The following is a 13979-nucleotide window of genomic DNA, read 5'->3' as shown; positions in this document are numbered from 1 at the left end:
GGGCGTGGAGGCGGTAATCCTCGGCTCGGGATCCAGCGCCGGCACCCCGGTGATCGGCTGCCGTTGCCCGGTCTGCCGGTCGGAGGATCCCCGCAACCACCGCACCCGGGCCTCGATCTGGGTCCGCGGCGTTGACGGCGAATCCCTCCTGGTGGACACCTCCACGGACATGCGCCACCAGGCGCTGCGGGAGGGGATCGACCGGGTGGACGGGGTGTTCCTGACCCATACCCACGCCGACCACATCAACGGCATCGACGACATGCGGGCCTTCAACGGGCTCCAGGAGCAGGTAATCCCGATGTACGGGCGGCCGGCGACCCTGGAGGAGGCCCGGCAGCGGTTCCACTACTGCTTCGGCGACCCGCCACCACCCGAGCGGGGCTGGTACATCCCCGTTCTGGAGGCCCGGCCCCTGACCGAGTCCCTCCAGTGGGGTTCGGTGACCGTCACCCCCGTGCCGGTGGAGCACGGGCGCTGGCCCATCTACGGGTACCGGTTCAACGGGCTCGCCTACCTAACCGACGTCAAACGCATCCCCGAAGAGGGCCTAGCCCTGCTGGAGGGCCTGGAGGTCCTGATCCTGGACTGCCTGCGCTATCGGGAGCACCCCACCCACCTGCGCGTGGACGAGGCGGTGGCCCTGGCCGAGCGGATCGGCGCGAAGCGCACCGTGTTCACCCATTTCACCCACGACATCGACTTCGAACAGCTCGCCGGCGAGCTCCCGGAGGGCATGGAGCCCGCCTACGACGGGCTGCGCATCCCCATTTCCGGCGCGAGGGCGTAGGGAAGGGGGAGACCGGGCCGCCGTCTCAGGCGGCGCGGATGATCTCCAGCACCCGGTCCAGCTCGCTAAGGCGGTTGTAGAAGTGCGGGGCGAAGCGGACCCCGCCGGCCCGGGGGAGCACTTGGACCCCGGCGTCCCGCAAGGCCTGGTAGACGGTGTCGGTGCGGTCGCCGAAGCGGGCCGTGACGATGCCGGCGCGTCGGTCGGGGTCCACCGGGGAGATGAGCTCCACGCCGGGGAGGTCCTCCAGGCCGGCGATCAGGTGGTCCACCCGCTCCCGGATCCGCTCCCCGACCCGGTCGACGCCCACCTCCTGGAGCAGCGACAGGCTGGCCTCCAGGGCGTGGTTGGAGGGCGTGTTCGGGGTGCCCGGCTCGAAGCGCCGCGCGGTGGGGGCTGGTTCCCACTGCCGGGCGTCGAAGTCCCCGAAGGGCTCCGCCATGTGCCAGCCCCATTGGTGCAGCCGCAGACCCTCCAGCCATTCCGGCGCGCAGTAAAACACCCCCAGCCCCTCCGGCCCCAGCAGCCATTTGTGGCCGTCGGCTGCCACGAAGTCCGCGTGCACCGCGCGGGCATCGAAGGGGAAGGCGCCCAGGCTCTGGATGGCGTCCACGCAGAAGGCGGTGGGTGTCCCCGCCAGTTCCCGGCCGATGCGCTCCAGATCCAGGGCCCGCCCGGTGCCGAACTGCACGCTGCTTATGCTCACCACCCGGGTGCGTTCGTCCACCAGCCTCAGCACGTTGGCCTCGCAGTCCGCCTCGCCGGCGGGCGTGCATGCCGCCTCGCGCACCTCAACGCCCTGGTCGGCGAGGGCCTCCCAGGGCATGCGATTGCTGGGAAACTCGGAGTCGGTGATGACCACGTTGTCGCCGGGGCGCCAGTCCAGACCCGTGGCCACCAGGGACAGGCCGGCGGAGGTGTTGGGTACCAGGGCGACTGACTCCGGCCCGGGGGCATTGACCAAGTGGGCGAGGCGCTGCCGCAGCTGCCGCTCCTTGTCCTGCCATTCGGGGAAATGCAGGGAGCCGTCCCGCGTGATGCCGTCGGCGAAGTCCTGCAGCGCCCGCCGGGTGCGCTCCGGCCACGGGCTGATGGCCGCGTGGTTCAGGTAGATGTGCCGTTCGGCCACCGGGAATTCGGCGGCCACCAGCGGCTCGAGGGGGTCGTCGTGGTGGTTTTCGGTTGCCATGTCCGGAGTGTAACGCAGAGGGCCTCCGTCCGGGAGCCCGCGGAAGCCTGCCGGCAGCGCCAATGGCCGCTAGGCCTCAAGGTGGCGCCTTCTCCGGCCCACTGGATTGCGCATAATGTATATTATGTTAAATAGAATTCGGGGGCGCGTAAGCGGCCCCTTTCGCATGGGTCCCGGTTTGGTGCTCTTTCACTGCCGAGGCTGGGCGGTAGGCGCCTATGGGTTATTCGTGCCCGCCGGTCTTTGCCTTCCCGTGCCAAACCCTGCATTACGGCCCGGTGCGCTTGGCTGCAAGATGGAAAACTGGACCGCTAGAGACCTGGGCCGCTAACTTGGCCTGAGGAAGCCCGGATGTCCGGGCGAACTTCGCCGATTCCGAAGGCCAAAGGAAGCCCGATCATGGCGGTATCCTTGGAAGACGCTGCCCAGGCCATGCGTGAAGCCCTCCGGGAAACCGTCAGGCGGCATTGGCTCTGGCACTTGATTCAGGGCGGGTGCATGGGGGTTGCAGGACTCCTGGCCCTGGCCTATCCGCTGCTCTCTTCGGTGGCCATGGTGGCGATCCTCGGCTGGATCCTGATCATCAGCGGGCTGGTTCAGGCGATCAGCCTGATCGGGGCCAGGCATGTCCCCCACTTCTGGATCCAGCTCATTTCCGTGGTTCTTTCGGTACTGATTGGCTGGCTCTTCCTGCTGCAGCCGCGGGAGGGTCTGGCCACAATGAGCCTGTTGCTCGTGGTCTACCTAATGGTGGAAGGCATCTCCAAGGTGGTCTTCTCCCTGACCATTCGGCCGATCCCGAACTGGCAATGGGTGCTGGGCAGCGGGATCCTTGGGCTGGTCCTGGCCGCCTTCCTGTTGGGCAATTTGCCGGTTTCCGCTGGCTGGGTCCTCGGGGTTCTGCTCGGCCTCCACCTGCTTGCTGAAGGGTCGGCCATCGGTTATTTGGCCTGGAATAGCCGCGTCAGTGGCGCCTCCACCGAGCCCTCCCAATAACCGCGCCGTAGCAACCCTTTGGCGCGCTCTGCCGGTCGCTGCTCCGGGTCGGAACTGGTAAAGTATTCCCGCCCTTAGGGTCCGAAAGGTCCTTGGGCGCCATACTCCGGCCGGGTGGCGGAATTGGTAGACGCCGCGGACTTAAAATCCGCTGGAGGGTAACCTCCGTGAGGGTTCGAGTCCCTCCCCGGCCACCAGGCTACCCTGGGACCAGACACCGTCGGTCCCATGAAAAAAGGCCGCCCCTTCCGGGGCGGCCTTCCTCTTTGGTACCCGCAGCGGTTTCCGGCTAATGCGGGTGCGCCGTCATATACATAATCGTGGCCAGGATCAGCAGGGAAAGCACGGCCAGCACGTTGACGGCAAGTTCCATGGTTTTCCTCCCTTTGGAATCGCGCCCCATGGCGGGGCCCTGCTACCAGTGTTCCCATCGCTTCGGCCTTCCGGCAACCCCTTACAGCCCGTACCCTTTATGGCACCTTGTGGGAGGCCAACCGGTGGCATGCCGCCACCCCGGCGGTACGGCGTAGAGCCAATCCAATCATTCCAGCTAAGGAGGTCCCGTGGACGCCCCCATCATCGCTATCGCCGCACTGATCTTCGGCCTCATCCTCGAGGTCAGCGCCTATAACCTCCACCGCCAGCAGCGGCCTCGCGGCGAGATCCTGCCCCTGGCCCTGATCGGCGGGATCTTCCTGCTCGTAGGTCTGTTCCGGCTCCTCCTCTAGCCTGTCCCGCCAACGAGAACAAAATGAGAACGTAAAGACCCACCAACCCGGGAACCCCCGCGAGCCTGGGCTTCCGGGGGTCCCCTGTCCCGCGGATGGGACTTGCTCCCCGCTCGGCACGGGTTCGGGGTCCACGCGGGAAGCCGGTCTTTGGTAAGGGGCGAGGCCTCCCCCGGGGAGCAAAAAGGCGCGTCCCGGAGCTTTGCCATTCGGGCGCGGCCTTGGGGGGAAGCAGGGTATGCGATGCAAGGGGGATAGAAACGGAAAAGGCCGCCCTCGAGGGGCGGCCTTTTCCGGGAGGTGCGCTATATGGAGGCTGGGGCCGGAATCGAACCGACGTAGAACGGATTTGCAGTCCGTCGCATCGCCACTCTGCCACCCAGCCGGGAAACAAAAAGGGAAAGCCAAACAGCTTTCCCCTTCCAGGTGCGGAACCTGCTTGGTGTTTGGAGCGGAAGACGAGATTCGAACTCGCGACCCCAACCTTGGCAAGGTTGTGCTCTACCAGCTGAGCTACTTCCGCTCGGCAAGGCTTAATCTCGCAAAACGGCCCTTTCGTGTCAAGGCGCCGCCCCGTCCGTCGGCGGGTCAGGACCCCTCCGCGGGGCTCTCCTCCCCGGAGAGCAGGATGGGCAGCGCCGCCTTGAGATAGAGGATCATGGACCAGAGGGTCAGGATGGCCGCCAGGGTCAGCAGCCCCAAGCCCCAGAGATGGACGTTCACCCCCTGGATGGGCACGTGCAGGAGCAGCAGAACGATGGCCACCATCTGGGCGGCGGTCTTGAGCTTGCCCATCCAGGAAACCGCCACGGCGGCCCGCTTGCCGAGCTCCGCCATCCACTCCCGCAGGGCAGAGATGGTGATCTCGCGGCCGATGATGATCACCGTGAGGATGGCCGGAGCGCGGCCGTCGGCGGTAAGCAGGACCAGGGCCGTGGCCACCATGAGCTTGTCGGCCACCGGGTCCAGGAAGGCGCCGAAGGCGCTGGTCTGCTCGTAGCGGCGGGCCCAGTAGCCGTCCACCCAGTCGGTGATGGCGGCGAGCACGAAGACCACTGTGCTCGCCAGGTAGCCGGGCCAGCCCGGGATGAAGAACAGGCCCATCAGCAGGGGGATGGCCCCGATGCGGATGAGGGTCAAGATGTTCGGAACGTTCCAGTTCACCCGTTACTCCCCGAATGGAATTCCGCGTAGATGCGCTCCGCCAGGGAGCGGCTGATCCCCTCCACCTTCTGGAGGTCTTCCACGCCCGCGGTCCGGATGCCCTTGAGGCCGCCGAAGTGGCTCAAGAGGGCCTTCTTGCGCTTGCCCCCCACCCCGGGAATGCCGTCCAGGGCGGACTCGCGGCGAGCCTTGCTGCGTCGTTGCCGGTGGCCGGAGACCGCGAAGCGGTGGGCCTCGTCCCGGATCTGCTGCAGGAGGTGCAGCGCCTTGGAATGCGGGTCGAGGCTGAAGGCGTGCGCCTGGCCCGGCTGCCAGAGATCCTCCTCGCCGGGGCGGCGCTCCGGGCCCTTGGACACCCCGAGCAGCTCCACCCCGGAGATCTGCAGCTCCTCGAAGACCCGTTCTGCCACATGCAGTTGGCCCTGGCCCCCGTCCACGATGACCAGGTCCGGCAGCGGCGCCCCTTCCCGTTTCAGCCGGCCGTAGCGCCGGGACAGGGCCTGCTCCATGGCCGCGTAGTCGTCCCCCGGCTCGATGTCCCGGATGTTGAAGCGCCGGTAATCGGATTTCCGCGGCCCCTCCCGGTCGAACACCACGCAGGAGGCCACCGTGCCCTCCCCCCGCGTGTGGGAGATGTCGAAGCACTCCATGCGCTCCGGGGGCGCTTCGAGACCGAGGGCGTCCGCCAGGGCCTGGTAGCGGGCCTCCAGGCTGGCCGAGTCGGAAATCCTGCGCTGCAGGGCATTATCCGCGTTGTGCTCGGCCATGGCCACCCAGTGGCGCTTCTCGCCGCGCTGCGGATGGGTGATGGTCACCTTGCGCTCCATGCGCTCGGCGAAGGCCTCCTCCAGGGCCTCCTTCTCGTCCAGGGGCTGGTTCACCACCACGCTCGGCGGGACCGGCTTGTCGTCGTAGAACTGGGTCAAAAACGCCTGCAGCACCGCCTCGGGGGGCACCCCCTCGGTGTGGCTGGGGAAGAAGCCCCGGTTGCCCAGGTTGCGTCCGCCCCGGATGAAGAACACCTGCACGCAGGCCACCCCCGCCTCCATGCGTACGGCGATCACGTCGTGGTCGCCGCTGCCGCCGCTGACGTGCTGGTGCTCCTGGACCCGGCGGATGGCCCGGATCTGGTCGCGGAGGCGCGCCGCCTCCTCGAAGCGCATCTCCGCCGAGGCCTGCTCCATCCGCTCGGTGAGCTCGCGGTCGAGTTCCTCGTTGCGCCCGGCGAGGAACAGCTCCGCCTGACGCACGTACTCCCGGTAGGTCTCCTCGTCGACCTCGCCGGTGCAGGGGCCGCTGCAGCGCTCGATCTGGTACTGCAGGCACGGTCGCGACCGGTTGGCGAAGAAGGTGTCCTCGCACTGGCGCACCGGGAAAATTTTCTGCATCAGCTTCAGGGTCTCCCGCACCGCCCCGGCGGACGGATAGGGCCCGAAGTAGCGCCCCTTCTCCTTCTGGGGCCCGCGGTGGAAGGCCAGCCGGGGGTAGTCGTGGCTGCGGGACAGGAAGATGTAAGGATAGCTCTTGTCATCCCGCAGCAGGACGTTGTAGCGCGGCTTGTGGCGCTTGATGAGGTTGCTCTCCAGGAGCAGGGCCTCGGTCTCCGTGTGCGTCAGGGTGGCGTGGATGTCGTGGATCTGGCGCACCATGGCGCGCGTCTTGGCGTCCGTATCCGCGTTCTGGAAATGGCTGCGGATGCGGTTGCGGATGTTGCGCGCCTTGCCCACGTACACCACCACCCCGGCCTCGTCCACCATCTGGTAGACGCCGGGGCCGGTGGGCATCTTATGAATCAGGGCGTTACGCTGCTCGCTTTCGGTCATGCCTTAACGCGGTACAGGTTCCTGCCGGATCAGCGCCCATCGCCGAAAAGCGGGACACCCCGGCGTTTGAACAGGAACAGGAGGACCATGCCGGCGAGGAAACCGCCAATGTGGGCCATCCAGGCCACTCCCCCGCCCCCTTCCTGGGCACCCGCGAACACGTTGGAGAGGAACTGGAATAGGAACCACAGCAGCAGGACTACCACCGCCGGAAGACGCACTAGCTGGAGGATGATGCCGATGGGGATCAGCACCGCCACCTGCGCCTTGGGGTACAGCAGCAGGTAGGCCCCGAGCACCCCGGAGATGGCGCCCGAGGCGCCGATCATGGGCACCTCGGACACGGGGTCCATGTAGATATGGGCCAGGGCCGCAACCACCCCTCCGGCGAGGTAGAACAGCAGGAAGCGGAAGTGGCCCAGGGCGTCCTCCACGTTGTTACCGAAGATCCACAGGTACAGCATGTTCCCCCCCAGGTGCAGCAGCCCCCCGTGCAGGAACATGCTCGTGAACAGGGTGGCATGCGCCGGTGCCGCGCCCGCCAGATCCGGATGCAGGCGCAGCTCGCCGGTGATCACCGCCGGAATGGCCCCCAGCTGGTAGATGAGCCGGGTGGCGGCCTGCTCGCTCAGGGAGATCTGACCCAGGAACGCCAACACGCAGAGGGCGATCAGGGCGACCGTGACCACCGGCGGGCGGCTTGTGGGGTTGTCGTCGTACAGGGGGATCATGGGGTATGGGGTATCCCTTGGACCGGGCCCCGGACCGATACCGGTCCGGGGCATCCGGGAGCGCGGGGAATCCGGGCCGCCCCTGGGGCGGCCCGCGCCTCATTCCTTCCTCGGGACGGCTTGGTTCCCGGAGGCCCCTAGGCCTCGGCGGAGGTGTCCAGCCGGCGCAGGTAGTCCCAGGTGAAGATGCCGGTATTATGGCCGTCGTCGAAGGAAAGCTGGAGGGCGTAGTTCCCCACCGGCTGGAAGTCGGTGATGTCCACGTTCTCCTTGCCGGTGATGGTCTTCGCCTGGTCGGGGGTGTGGCCCTTGCAGTCGGCGCAGGGGCATTCCACCCGCAGGTATTCGTAGGTGAGCTTGGAGATGTGGCCGTCGTCCCACTCGATCTCGAGGATCTTGGATTTGGTGTGGGGGCGGATCTCCACCGGCTGATGGCTGCTATTCTGGCTCATGGCCGTAAACGCTCCTCGATCTCGGTTCACTGACGTCCCGGGACCGACTTAAGCTGGCTGCACGGGATATGGTAAAAACGGCCCCGGCCTCCGGCCCCTTGGGAAAGCCTGATTCCTTGGACCGGACCGTAATTTATCAGTTCTTGATAATATGTTCGCCCCACCCCACCGGAAATCGAAGAGAAGGGAACCATGAAGCTTGAGGCACTGCAGATCCGCAAGGGCAATATCATCGAGTTCGAAGGCGGCCTGTGGCGGGTCCTGAAGACCGAGCACACCAAGCCCGGCAAGGGGGGCGCGTTCATTCAGGCGGAGCTCAAGAACATCGAGACCGGGACCAAGACCAACCACCGCTTCCGCTCCGAGGAGAAGGTAGAGAAGGCCGTGGTGGAGCCCCGACCCATGCAGTTCCTCTACCACGACGGCGCCCACTACGTCTTCATGGACCAGGAGACCTACGACCAGGTGACCATCGGCGAGGACGTCCTGGAGGGCTCCACGGACTTCCTCCTGCCTAACACCGAGGTGGAGGTCCTCTTCCACAACGAGCGCCCCATCGGAATCGAGCTCCCCAAGGCCGTGGAGCTCAAGGTGGTGGAGGCGGAGCCCGTGGTGAAGGGCCAGACCGCCAGCGCCTCCTACAAGCCCGCGGAGGTGGAGACGGGCGTGACCGTCATGGTACCGCCCTTCGTTGAATCCGGCGACGTGATCCGGGTGAACCCCGCCGACGGCACCTACGAGGACCGGGTGAAGTAACGCACCGTCCGGGGCTCCCGCCCCATACGACGATGCCCCGGCTCCCCGAAGGGGAGCCGGGGCATTCTTTTCCTGGGCCCTCGGGGCGGCCCCGGGCCGGGGCCGCCTTATCCCGGGTCAGCAGGGGCCGGCTTGGCGGCGCCGGCCGGCGACCACCAGGGCCAGGCCGGTCAGCAGCAGCCCGGCGGTCTGCGGGGCGGGAACGTCCACCGCCCTATCCGGGGTCAGCCGCAGGGTGAAGGTCCCCACGCCCTGCTCGTAGGTGCTCCAGTCGGTGACATTACCCACGTTGACGAAGTAGTTGAGGTTGAGGTTGGCCAGGTCGGTGACAGCGGCGCTGTAATACCCGTCCTCCAGCAGCTCCGCCTCGGAAACCTCCGTGGGCTCGATGGGCACGGCCTCGCCGTCCTGCTCCTCCCGGCGTTGGATCCAGGCGCCCTCCTCCTCGTCGTAGGTGGCCATCAGGATGTCCTCGGTCTCCGGGTCGTTGTCGTGATCCCAGAAGTACCCGTCCGGGACCTCGCCGTTGTCCAGCCAGTCGCCGAAGAAGTCCCCGTAGGCGCCGTAGAACCCGCTGCTGGCCATGGAGTCCTCCGCCAGGTCCAGCTCGTAGCCGGAGGTGGCCGTGGGGTCGTAAAACCCGGACAGCTCATGGAACGGGTGCTCTTCCGCGTCCCCGAACAGCTCGAACGGGAACTGGGTCCGCGCCTCGCTGCCGAAGCTCAGTCCATCCTCGGCGGTGGACTGGGTGAAGTCCTCGCCGATGCCGAAGCCGAGCTCCCGCTCGAAGCCCTCCAGGGAGCCACCGGTGTAGTTGCTGATCTTCTCGAAGACCCGGTAGTCGGTGGTCTCCTGGGAGTCCACCACGTTGAAGACCAGGTCAATGGGCTCGGCTTCCGTCGCGTGCAGCTTGTAGCGCTTGCCGCTCTGGAAACCGCTCTCGCAGGTGGCGTCCCCCGCCGCCATGATGCAGTTCCCGATGTCCTGGCCGGGATTGAGATCCGGGGCATCGTTCATCACCTTCATGCCGGGGGCCGCACCCTCCGGGGGCTCGAAGGCCATACGTCCGTTGGTGGCTGCATCCCCCACCCCGCCCGTAACGGGCTCGTCGTAGATGGTGCTGTAGTAGGTCGTGCCGTCCGCGTAGGGCCCGGGGTCCACCGCGACATTGTCGAGGTTCCAGTTGAGGATCGTCCCCCCTTGGGCCCCCGTTGCGGTGCCCAGCAGGATGCCTGCCGCCGAGAGGCCAAACAGCTTGGAGCGCATATGTCCCTCCTTGAAATCGGTTCATGGTCCGGGAAGGTATTCCAGACCTCTTCCCGTTGCATTTATGCCTATTCAAATAGCGAGCCAACTTAAAAGGTTTTTAAAAACAAACAACTAAAACTATTGGTAAAATATTAAAAATTCTGTCCGTTTGCCTTCTGTAAAGCCCGTCAACGGCCTAGTGCCGGTGTGCGGCGCCGCATTTTTCGTGGAGAAGGGCTCGGTGGGATCGGCCACTGCAAAGTGGCCGACGGGATCCGTGGAATACATGTTATCCAAGGCAGGCAGGATCCCGGATTGCGAGGGCTTCCGCCGTAAAAGCCATCGAAAAAAAGGGGCCCTTACGGACTCCGGCCACGTGTCCCATGCGTACGGCTTGCCGGCCGGCGGGCATGTGCAGTACGGGGGAAGATCCCTCCTTATTGTCCGGATGGAAAATTTTCCCCTGCAGGGATGGAAACGCCCTGGAGAGGGAAATGGCGCGGGCAGGCAGGGCCAAAAAAAGGCCGCGGGCAGAGCCGCGGCCGGACAGGTTCGAGGGTGGGCCCGGGGCCGGTCAGGGCAGGCTCCGCTCCATGACCGCCAACTGTTCCACCGCCGGTGGCATGGCCCCGTACATGGCCTTGAACCGGCCCACCTTCTCATCCTCGGCATGGAGGCCCTCTACGAAGCTGGGCCGGATGGTCTGATAGCGGAGCTCGGCCCGGACCGTCAACGACCCCTGAGCCTCCGCTAACGGGATCCGGTAATGGACCGTGTCCCGGCCGGATCCGGGGCCGTCGGCGTTGCGGTTGAAGTCGCCGTCCTCCCGGGCCGCCCCGGCCACCGCCGTATCCGGAACGAATCCCGCCCCGGATTCGGTAAAGCCCTCCGGCGGGATGCGGTTGTCCTTGAGGTAGGTATCGGCGTGCAGGAGCACGTGGGTGACATGCCCGTTCACATCGCCAAGCACCGCCTCGTACACCGCCACCTCCTCCTCGGACCGGATCTCGTTCCGGTGCGGCTCGTAGCAGCCGGCATTGGTGAACCCTTCCGGCTTCTCCACCGCCAGGCAGTTCTCCCGGAGGGGGTCGCTGCCCATGAGAAGCCGGCCCTTCTCGTCCACCGCCCCGGACTCGAACACCACCTCGCCCTCCGCGTCGGTGACGGTGAGGTGCAGCCACATCCGCCGGCTGGGGAAGCTGGTGGGCAGCTTGTGTCCGGTAAGGTTGTGGATCTCCACGTCCGCGAGAAGCTCGGCCCCCGAGCGTTCCAGGCGGGGGATCCGCAGTTCGGCGGCCTGATTGCCCAGGAATGCCCGGGTCTGTTCGGCCTTTTCCTCCAGCTGCTCCTCCACGCCCGGACGCAGGCCCAGCTCCTCCCGGAACTCCTCCATGACATCCAGCATGTAGGCGTTGCCGCCCAGCAGCGCATGGCGATGGAAGGGGGTGCGCTCGGGCAGGGCCGGTTGCGGCTCGCCGCTCTGCCGGACGGCGATGCGGGTGGCGTACCCATCCTCGGGCTGCGGCATGTGGCAGTCCTGACAGGAGCGCTCGCCGGCGAAGCGGCTGTTCTTCCACTCCAGATGAGGGCCCTGCTCCAGGAACTCGTCCCCGGTAGGGTTGCCCTCCAGATCGAAGGTGGGCGTGTACAGGTTGTGGCAGGTGGCGCAGGTCTCGGATCGGTCCATGTGGGGGGCATGGACCGGGGTGTAGCCGGAGATGTTGGCCATGCCGGTGCCCCGGGGATTCTCGAAGGGGCCGAAGATCTCGGGGGTGGAGGGGTCCGCGGAGATGGAGTACTTTCCGGAGTAGCCCTCCTTGGTCCCCAGGCTGCCGTCGTCCTGGATCTGGTGGCAGACCGTGCAGCTCACCCCCTCCCGGGCGTGCTCCTGGCCCCAGGCCGTCTCCATGCGGAAGCAGCCGTCAGGATTCAGCTGGCAGTTCTCGCCGGACAGCCCGGTGCCCGTCTGGTGGGCGTGGGTGCGGGCCATGGGCGCGTGGCAGGTCAGGCATTTGTCCTCGATATCCCCCGCGTAGTGGGGGAACCGCTCGGCCTCCTCGGCCACCACCGCCTGGTAATAGGGGTCGTGGAAGGCCTGGTCCATCATGCTGCCGCCCCACCCGCCCGCCGGGCTCACGTCCGCGCCGTCGGCGTCCGGGTAGCGCATCACCGCGGGGGTGGCCCCTTCGGGAGAGGCACGGTGGCACCGCTGGCAGGTGGTAGCCTCGGTGAAGACCCCTACCTTGCCCCAGTGGGGCTCGAACGGGGCGATTCCCGTTTCCGGCACCGCCTCGCCGCCATCGGTTTCCGTGGCCCCCCCCGATCCGCCTTCCGATTGATTTTCGGAATCGTTTCCGGGGGTCTGGGTGGCGGAGTCCTCGTCCGCCAAGGCGGGGTTCCCCCCTTCCCCCGCCGAATCACCGCATCCCGCCAGCAACAGGGCGCCGGCAAGCGTACCGGCAAGTACCAACCATGCAATTCGAGGCCTATTCCCCCCCATGCTCCCCTCGTTCGGTGCCGGATCAGAACACGCGGGCTTCCCTCCGGCTCTGGCGAAGCCCGGAAAGACCCTACATTAATTGTCACTAACATGCCAAGCGGGAAATTCCGCGAGCGAATGAGGGGAAGGTGAGCGGGAAAGAAAGGCTCGCGGTGGTAAGGTGTTATCCCTTGATGGTGACAAGGGGCTCCACACGGGCGACCCGGCGGGATAGCCCGGCGGACTCCGCCGCCTCCACCACTTCCTCCACGGCCTTGTAGGCCCCGGGGGCCTCCTCGGCCACGCCGCGCATGGAAGGGCTGCGGATGAGGATGCCCCGGTGGGCGAGCTCGCGGACCACCTGGTCGCCGCGCCACTGCTTCTTGGCCTGGTTGCGGCTCATGCGCCGCCCGGCGCCGTGGCAGGAGCTGCCGAAGGAGCGGGTTTCGTTGCCCTCCTCGCCCACCAGGATGTAGGAGGCGGTGCCCATGGTGCCGCCGATGAGCACCGGCTGGCCCACGGGGCGCAGGGGTCGGGGCAGATTGGGATTGCCGGGGCCGAAGGCCCGGGTTGCGCCCTTGCGGTGCACGAACAGGCGGCGGGTCTCCCCGTCCAGCCGGTGCTCCTCTTCTTTGCAGGTGTTGTGGGAGACGTCGTAGAGGAGCTCCAGGGTCGCTTCGGGGAAGATGTCCTGGAAGCCCTGCCGGGCCAGGTGAGTGATGATCTCCCGGTTGGCCAGGGCGCAGTTGATGCCGGCCCGCATGGCGCCGAGGTAGGCCTGCCCCTCCGGAGACCGCAACGGCGCGCAGGCCAGCTCGCGGTCGGGCAGCTCGATGCCGTGCCCGGGGGCGGACCGGGCCATGGATTTCAGGGTCTCGGTGCCGATCTGGTGGCCCAGCCCGCGGGAGCCGCAGTGGATGGTCATCACCACGTCGCCCTCCCGGAGGCCGAAGGCGCTGGCGGTATCCGGATCGTAGACCGCGGCTACCTTCTGCACCTCCAGGTAGTGGTTCCCGGACCCCAGGGTACCCATCTCGTCCTTCTGGCGCTCCTTGGCCCGTGCGGAAACCTGGCCGGGGTCGGCGCCGGGCATGCAGCCGTACTCCTCGATCCGCTCCAGGTCCTCCGGCTCGCCGTAGCCCTCCTGCACTGCCCAGCGGGCCCCGCCGGCGAGCATGTCGTCCATCTGGCCGGGGGACAGGTGGATCTTGCCGTGGCTGCCCAGGCCCGCCGGGATGCGGTGGAAGAGCATATCGGCCAGGGCCTTCTGGTGCGGCCGGATATCCTCTTCAGTGACTCCGGTGCGCAGGGTGCGGACGCCACAGGAGATGTCGAAGCCCACCCCGCCGGCGGAGACCACCCCGCCGGCGTCGGGGTCGAAGGCCGCCACCCCGCCGATGGGAAAGCCGTAGCCCCAGTGGGCGTCGGGCATGGCGTAGGAGGCCTTGACGATCCCCGGCAGGGCGGCGACGTTGGCCACCTGCTCCAGGACCCGGTCGTCCATGCCTTCCAGCAGTGCTTCGTCCGCATAGAGGACGCCGGGCACCCGCATGGCCCTTTCCGGCTCCAGCACCCACTGGAAGTCGTCCACCTTGTGCAGCCGGTCGATATCCATGCCAGCCT

At 67.0% G+C, this 13979-nt stretch carries 12 protein-coding genes and 3 tRNA genes; 5 read left to right on the top strand and 10 right to left on the bottom strand.

Annotation, left to right across the window (positions count from 1 at the left end):
• The first annotated feature begins 4 nt into the window (after positions 1-4).
• Positions 5-790, top strand: coding sequence for an MBL fold metallo-hydrolase (locus AN478_RS08290; RefSeq protein ID WP_054966142.1), 786 nt, complete (start codon positions 5-7; stop codon positions 788-790).
• A gap of 25 nt (positions 791-815) precedes the next feature.
• On the opposite strand, the gene AN478_RS08285 is transcribed toward AN478_RS08290, so the two are convergent.
• Entirely contained in the window at positions 816-1979 is a 1164-nt protein-coding gene (locus tag AN478_RS08285) for an aminotransferase class V-fold PLP-dependent enzyme (RefSeq protein ID WP_082432968.1), read from the bottom strand.
• Positions 1980-2378: 399 nt separating this feature from the next.
• Between AN478_RS08285 and AN478_RS08280 the strand changes: the two genes are divergently transcribed.
• From AN478_RS08280 to AN478_RS13960, 3 genes are all read left to right on the top strand, one after another.
• Positions 2379-2975 carry an HdeD family acid-resistance protein gene (locus tag AN478_RS08280; RefSeq protein WP_054966141.1) on the top strand — a complete coding sequence of 199 codons (597 nt, stop codon included), beginning with the start codon at positions 2379-2381 and terminating at the stop codon, positions 2973-2975.
• Positions 2976-3083: 108 nt separating this feature from the next.
• Positions 3084-3172: transfer RNA gene (locus tag AN478_RS08275), tRNA-Leu, on the top strand.
• A gap of 366 nt (positions 3173-3538) precedes the next feature.
• Positions 3539-3703: a hypothetical protein gene (locus AN478_RS13960; RefSeq protein WP_156344090.1), complete on the top strand. Its 165-nt coding sequence runs from the start codon at positions 3539-3541 to the stop codon at positions 3701-3703.
• Positions 3704-4013: 310 nt separating this feature from the next.
• Here AN478_RS13960 and AN478_RS08270 read toward each other — a convergent pair.
• The 6 genes from AN478_RS08270 to AN478_RS08245 all read right to left on the bottom strand — a co-directional run bounded on the left by AN478_RS08270 (position 4014) and on the right by AN478_RS08245 (position 7873).
• Positions 4014-4088 (bottom strand) — tRNA-Cys (locus AN478_RS08270).
• A 62-nt stretch (positions 4089-4150) separates the two neighbouring features.
• A tRNA-Gly gene (locus AN478_RS08265) sits at positions 4151-4226 on the bottom strand.
• A 65-nt stretch (positions 4227-4291) separates the two neighbouring features.
• A complete protein-coding gene (pgsA, locus tag AN478_RS08260) occupies positions 4292-4867 on the bottom strand; it encodes a CDP-diacylglycerol--glycerol-3-phosphate 3-phosphatidyltransferase (protein WP_074471325.1) in 576 nt (191 codons plus the stop codon).
• Positions 4864-6690, bottom strand: coding sequence for an excinuclease ABC subunit UvrC (uvrC, locus tag AN478_RS08255; protein ID WP_054966140.1), 1827 nt, complete (start codon positions 6688-6690; stop codon positions 4864-4866). The genes pgsA and uvrC overlap by 4 nt, the downstream gene beginning before the upstream one ends.
• A gap of 29 nt (positions 6691-6719) precedes the next feature.
• Positions 6720-7421, bottom strand: a complete 702-nt coding sequence (locus tag AN478_RS08250; protein WP_054966139.1) for a rhomboid family intramembrane serine protease — start codon at positions 7419-7421, stop codon at positions 6720-6722.
• Positions 7422-7558: 137 nt separating this feature from the next.
• Complete coding sequence (locus tag AN478_RS08245) at positions 7559-7873, bottom strand: gamma-butyrobetaine hydroxylase-like domain-containing protein (RefSeq protein ID WP_054966138.1); 315 nt, start codon at positions 7871-7873, stop codon at positions 7559-7561.
• 192 nt (positions 7874-8065) lie between these two features.
• On the opposite strand from AN478_RS08245, the gene efp reads away from it, so the two are divergent.
• Positions 8066-8629: an elongation factor P gene (gene efp, locus AN478_RS08240; protein WP_054966137.1), complete on the top strand. Its 564-nt coding sequence runs from the start codon at positions 8066-8068 to the stop codon at positions 8627-8629.
• 117 nt (positions 8630-8746) lie between these two features.
• Here the strand turns inward: efp and AN478_RS08235 are convergent, their stop codons facing one another.
• From AN478_RS08235 to AN478_RS08225, 3 genes are all read right to left on the bottom strand, one after another.
• Positions 8747-9895 carry a choice-of-anchor F family protein gene (locus tag AN478_RS08235; protein ID WP_054966136.1) on the bottom strand — a complete coding sequence of 383 codons (1149 nt, stop codon included), beginning with the start codon at positions 9893-9895 and terminating at the stop codon, positions 8747-8749.
• A 556-nt stretch (positions 9896-10451) separates the two neighbouring features.
• A complete protein-coding gene (locus AN478_RS08230; RefSeq protein ID WP_054966135.1) occupies positions 10452-12266 on the bottom strand; it encodes a hypothetical protein in 1815 nt (604 codons plus the stop codon).
• Between the two features lie 274 nt (positions 12267-12540).
• On the bottom strand, positions 12541-13971 hold the full coding sequence (locus AN478_RS08225) for an RtcB family protein (protein ID WP_054966134.1): 1431 nt from the start codon (positions 13969-13971) through the stop codon (positions 12541-12543).
• Positions 13972-13979: the final 8 nt, after the last annotated feature.

The sequence above is a fragment of the Thiohalorhabdus denitrificans genome (assembly GCF_001399755.1).
Classification (GTDB): domain Bacteria; phylum Pseudomonadota; class Gammaproteobacteria; order Thiohalorhabdales; family Thiohalorhabdaceae; genus Thiohalorhabdus; species Thiohalorhabdus denitrificans.
This window is presented reverse-complemented; position numbering and strand designations above follow the sequence as displayed.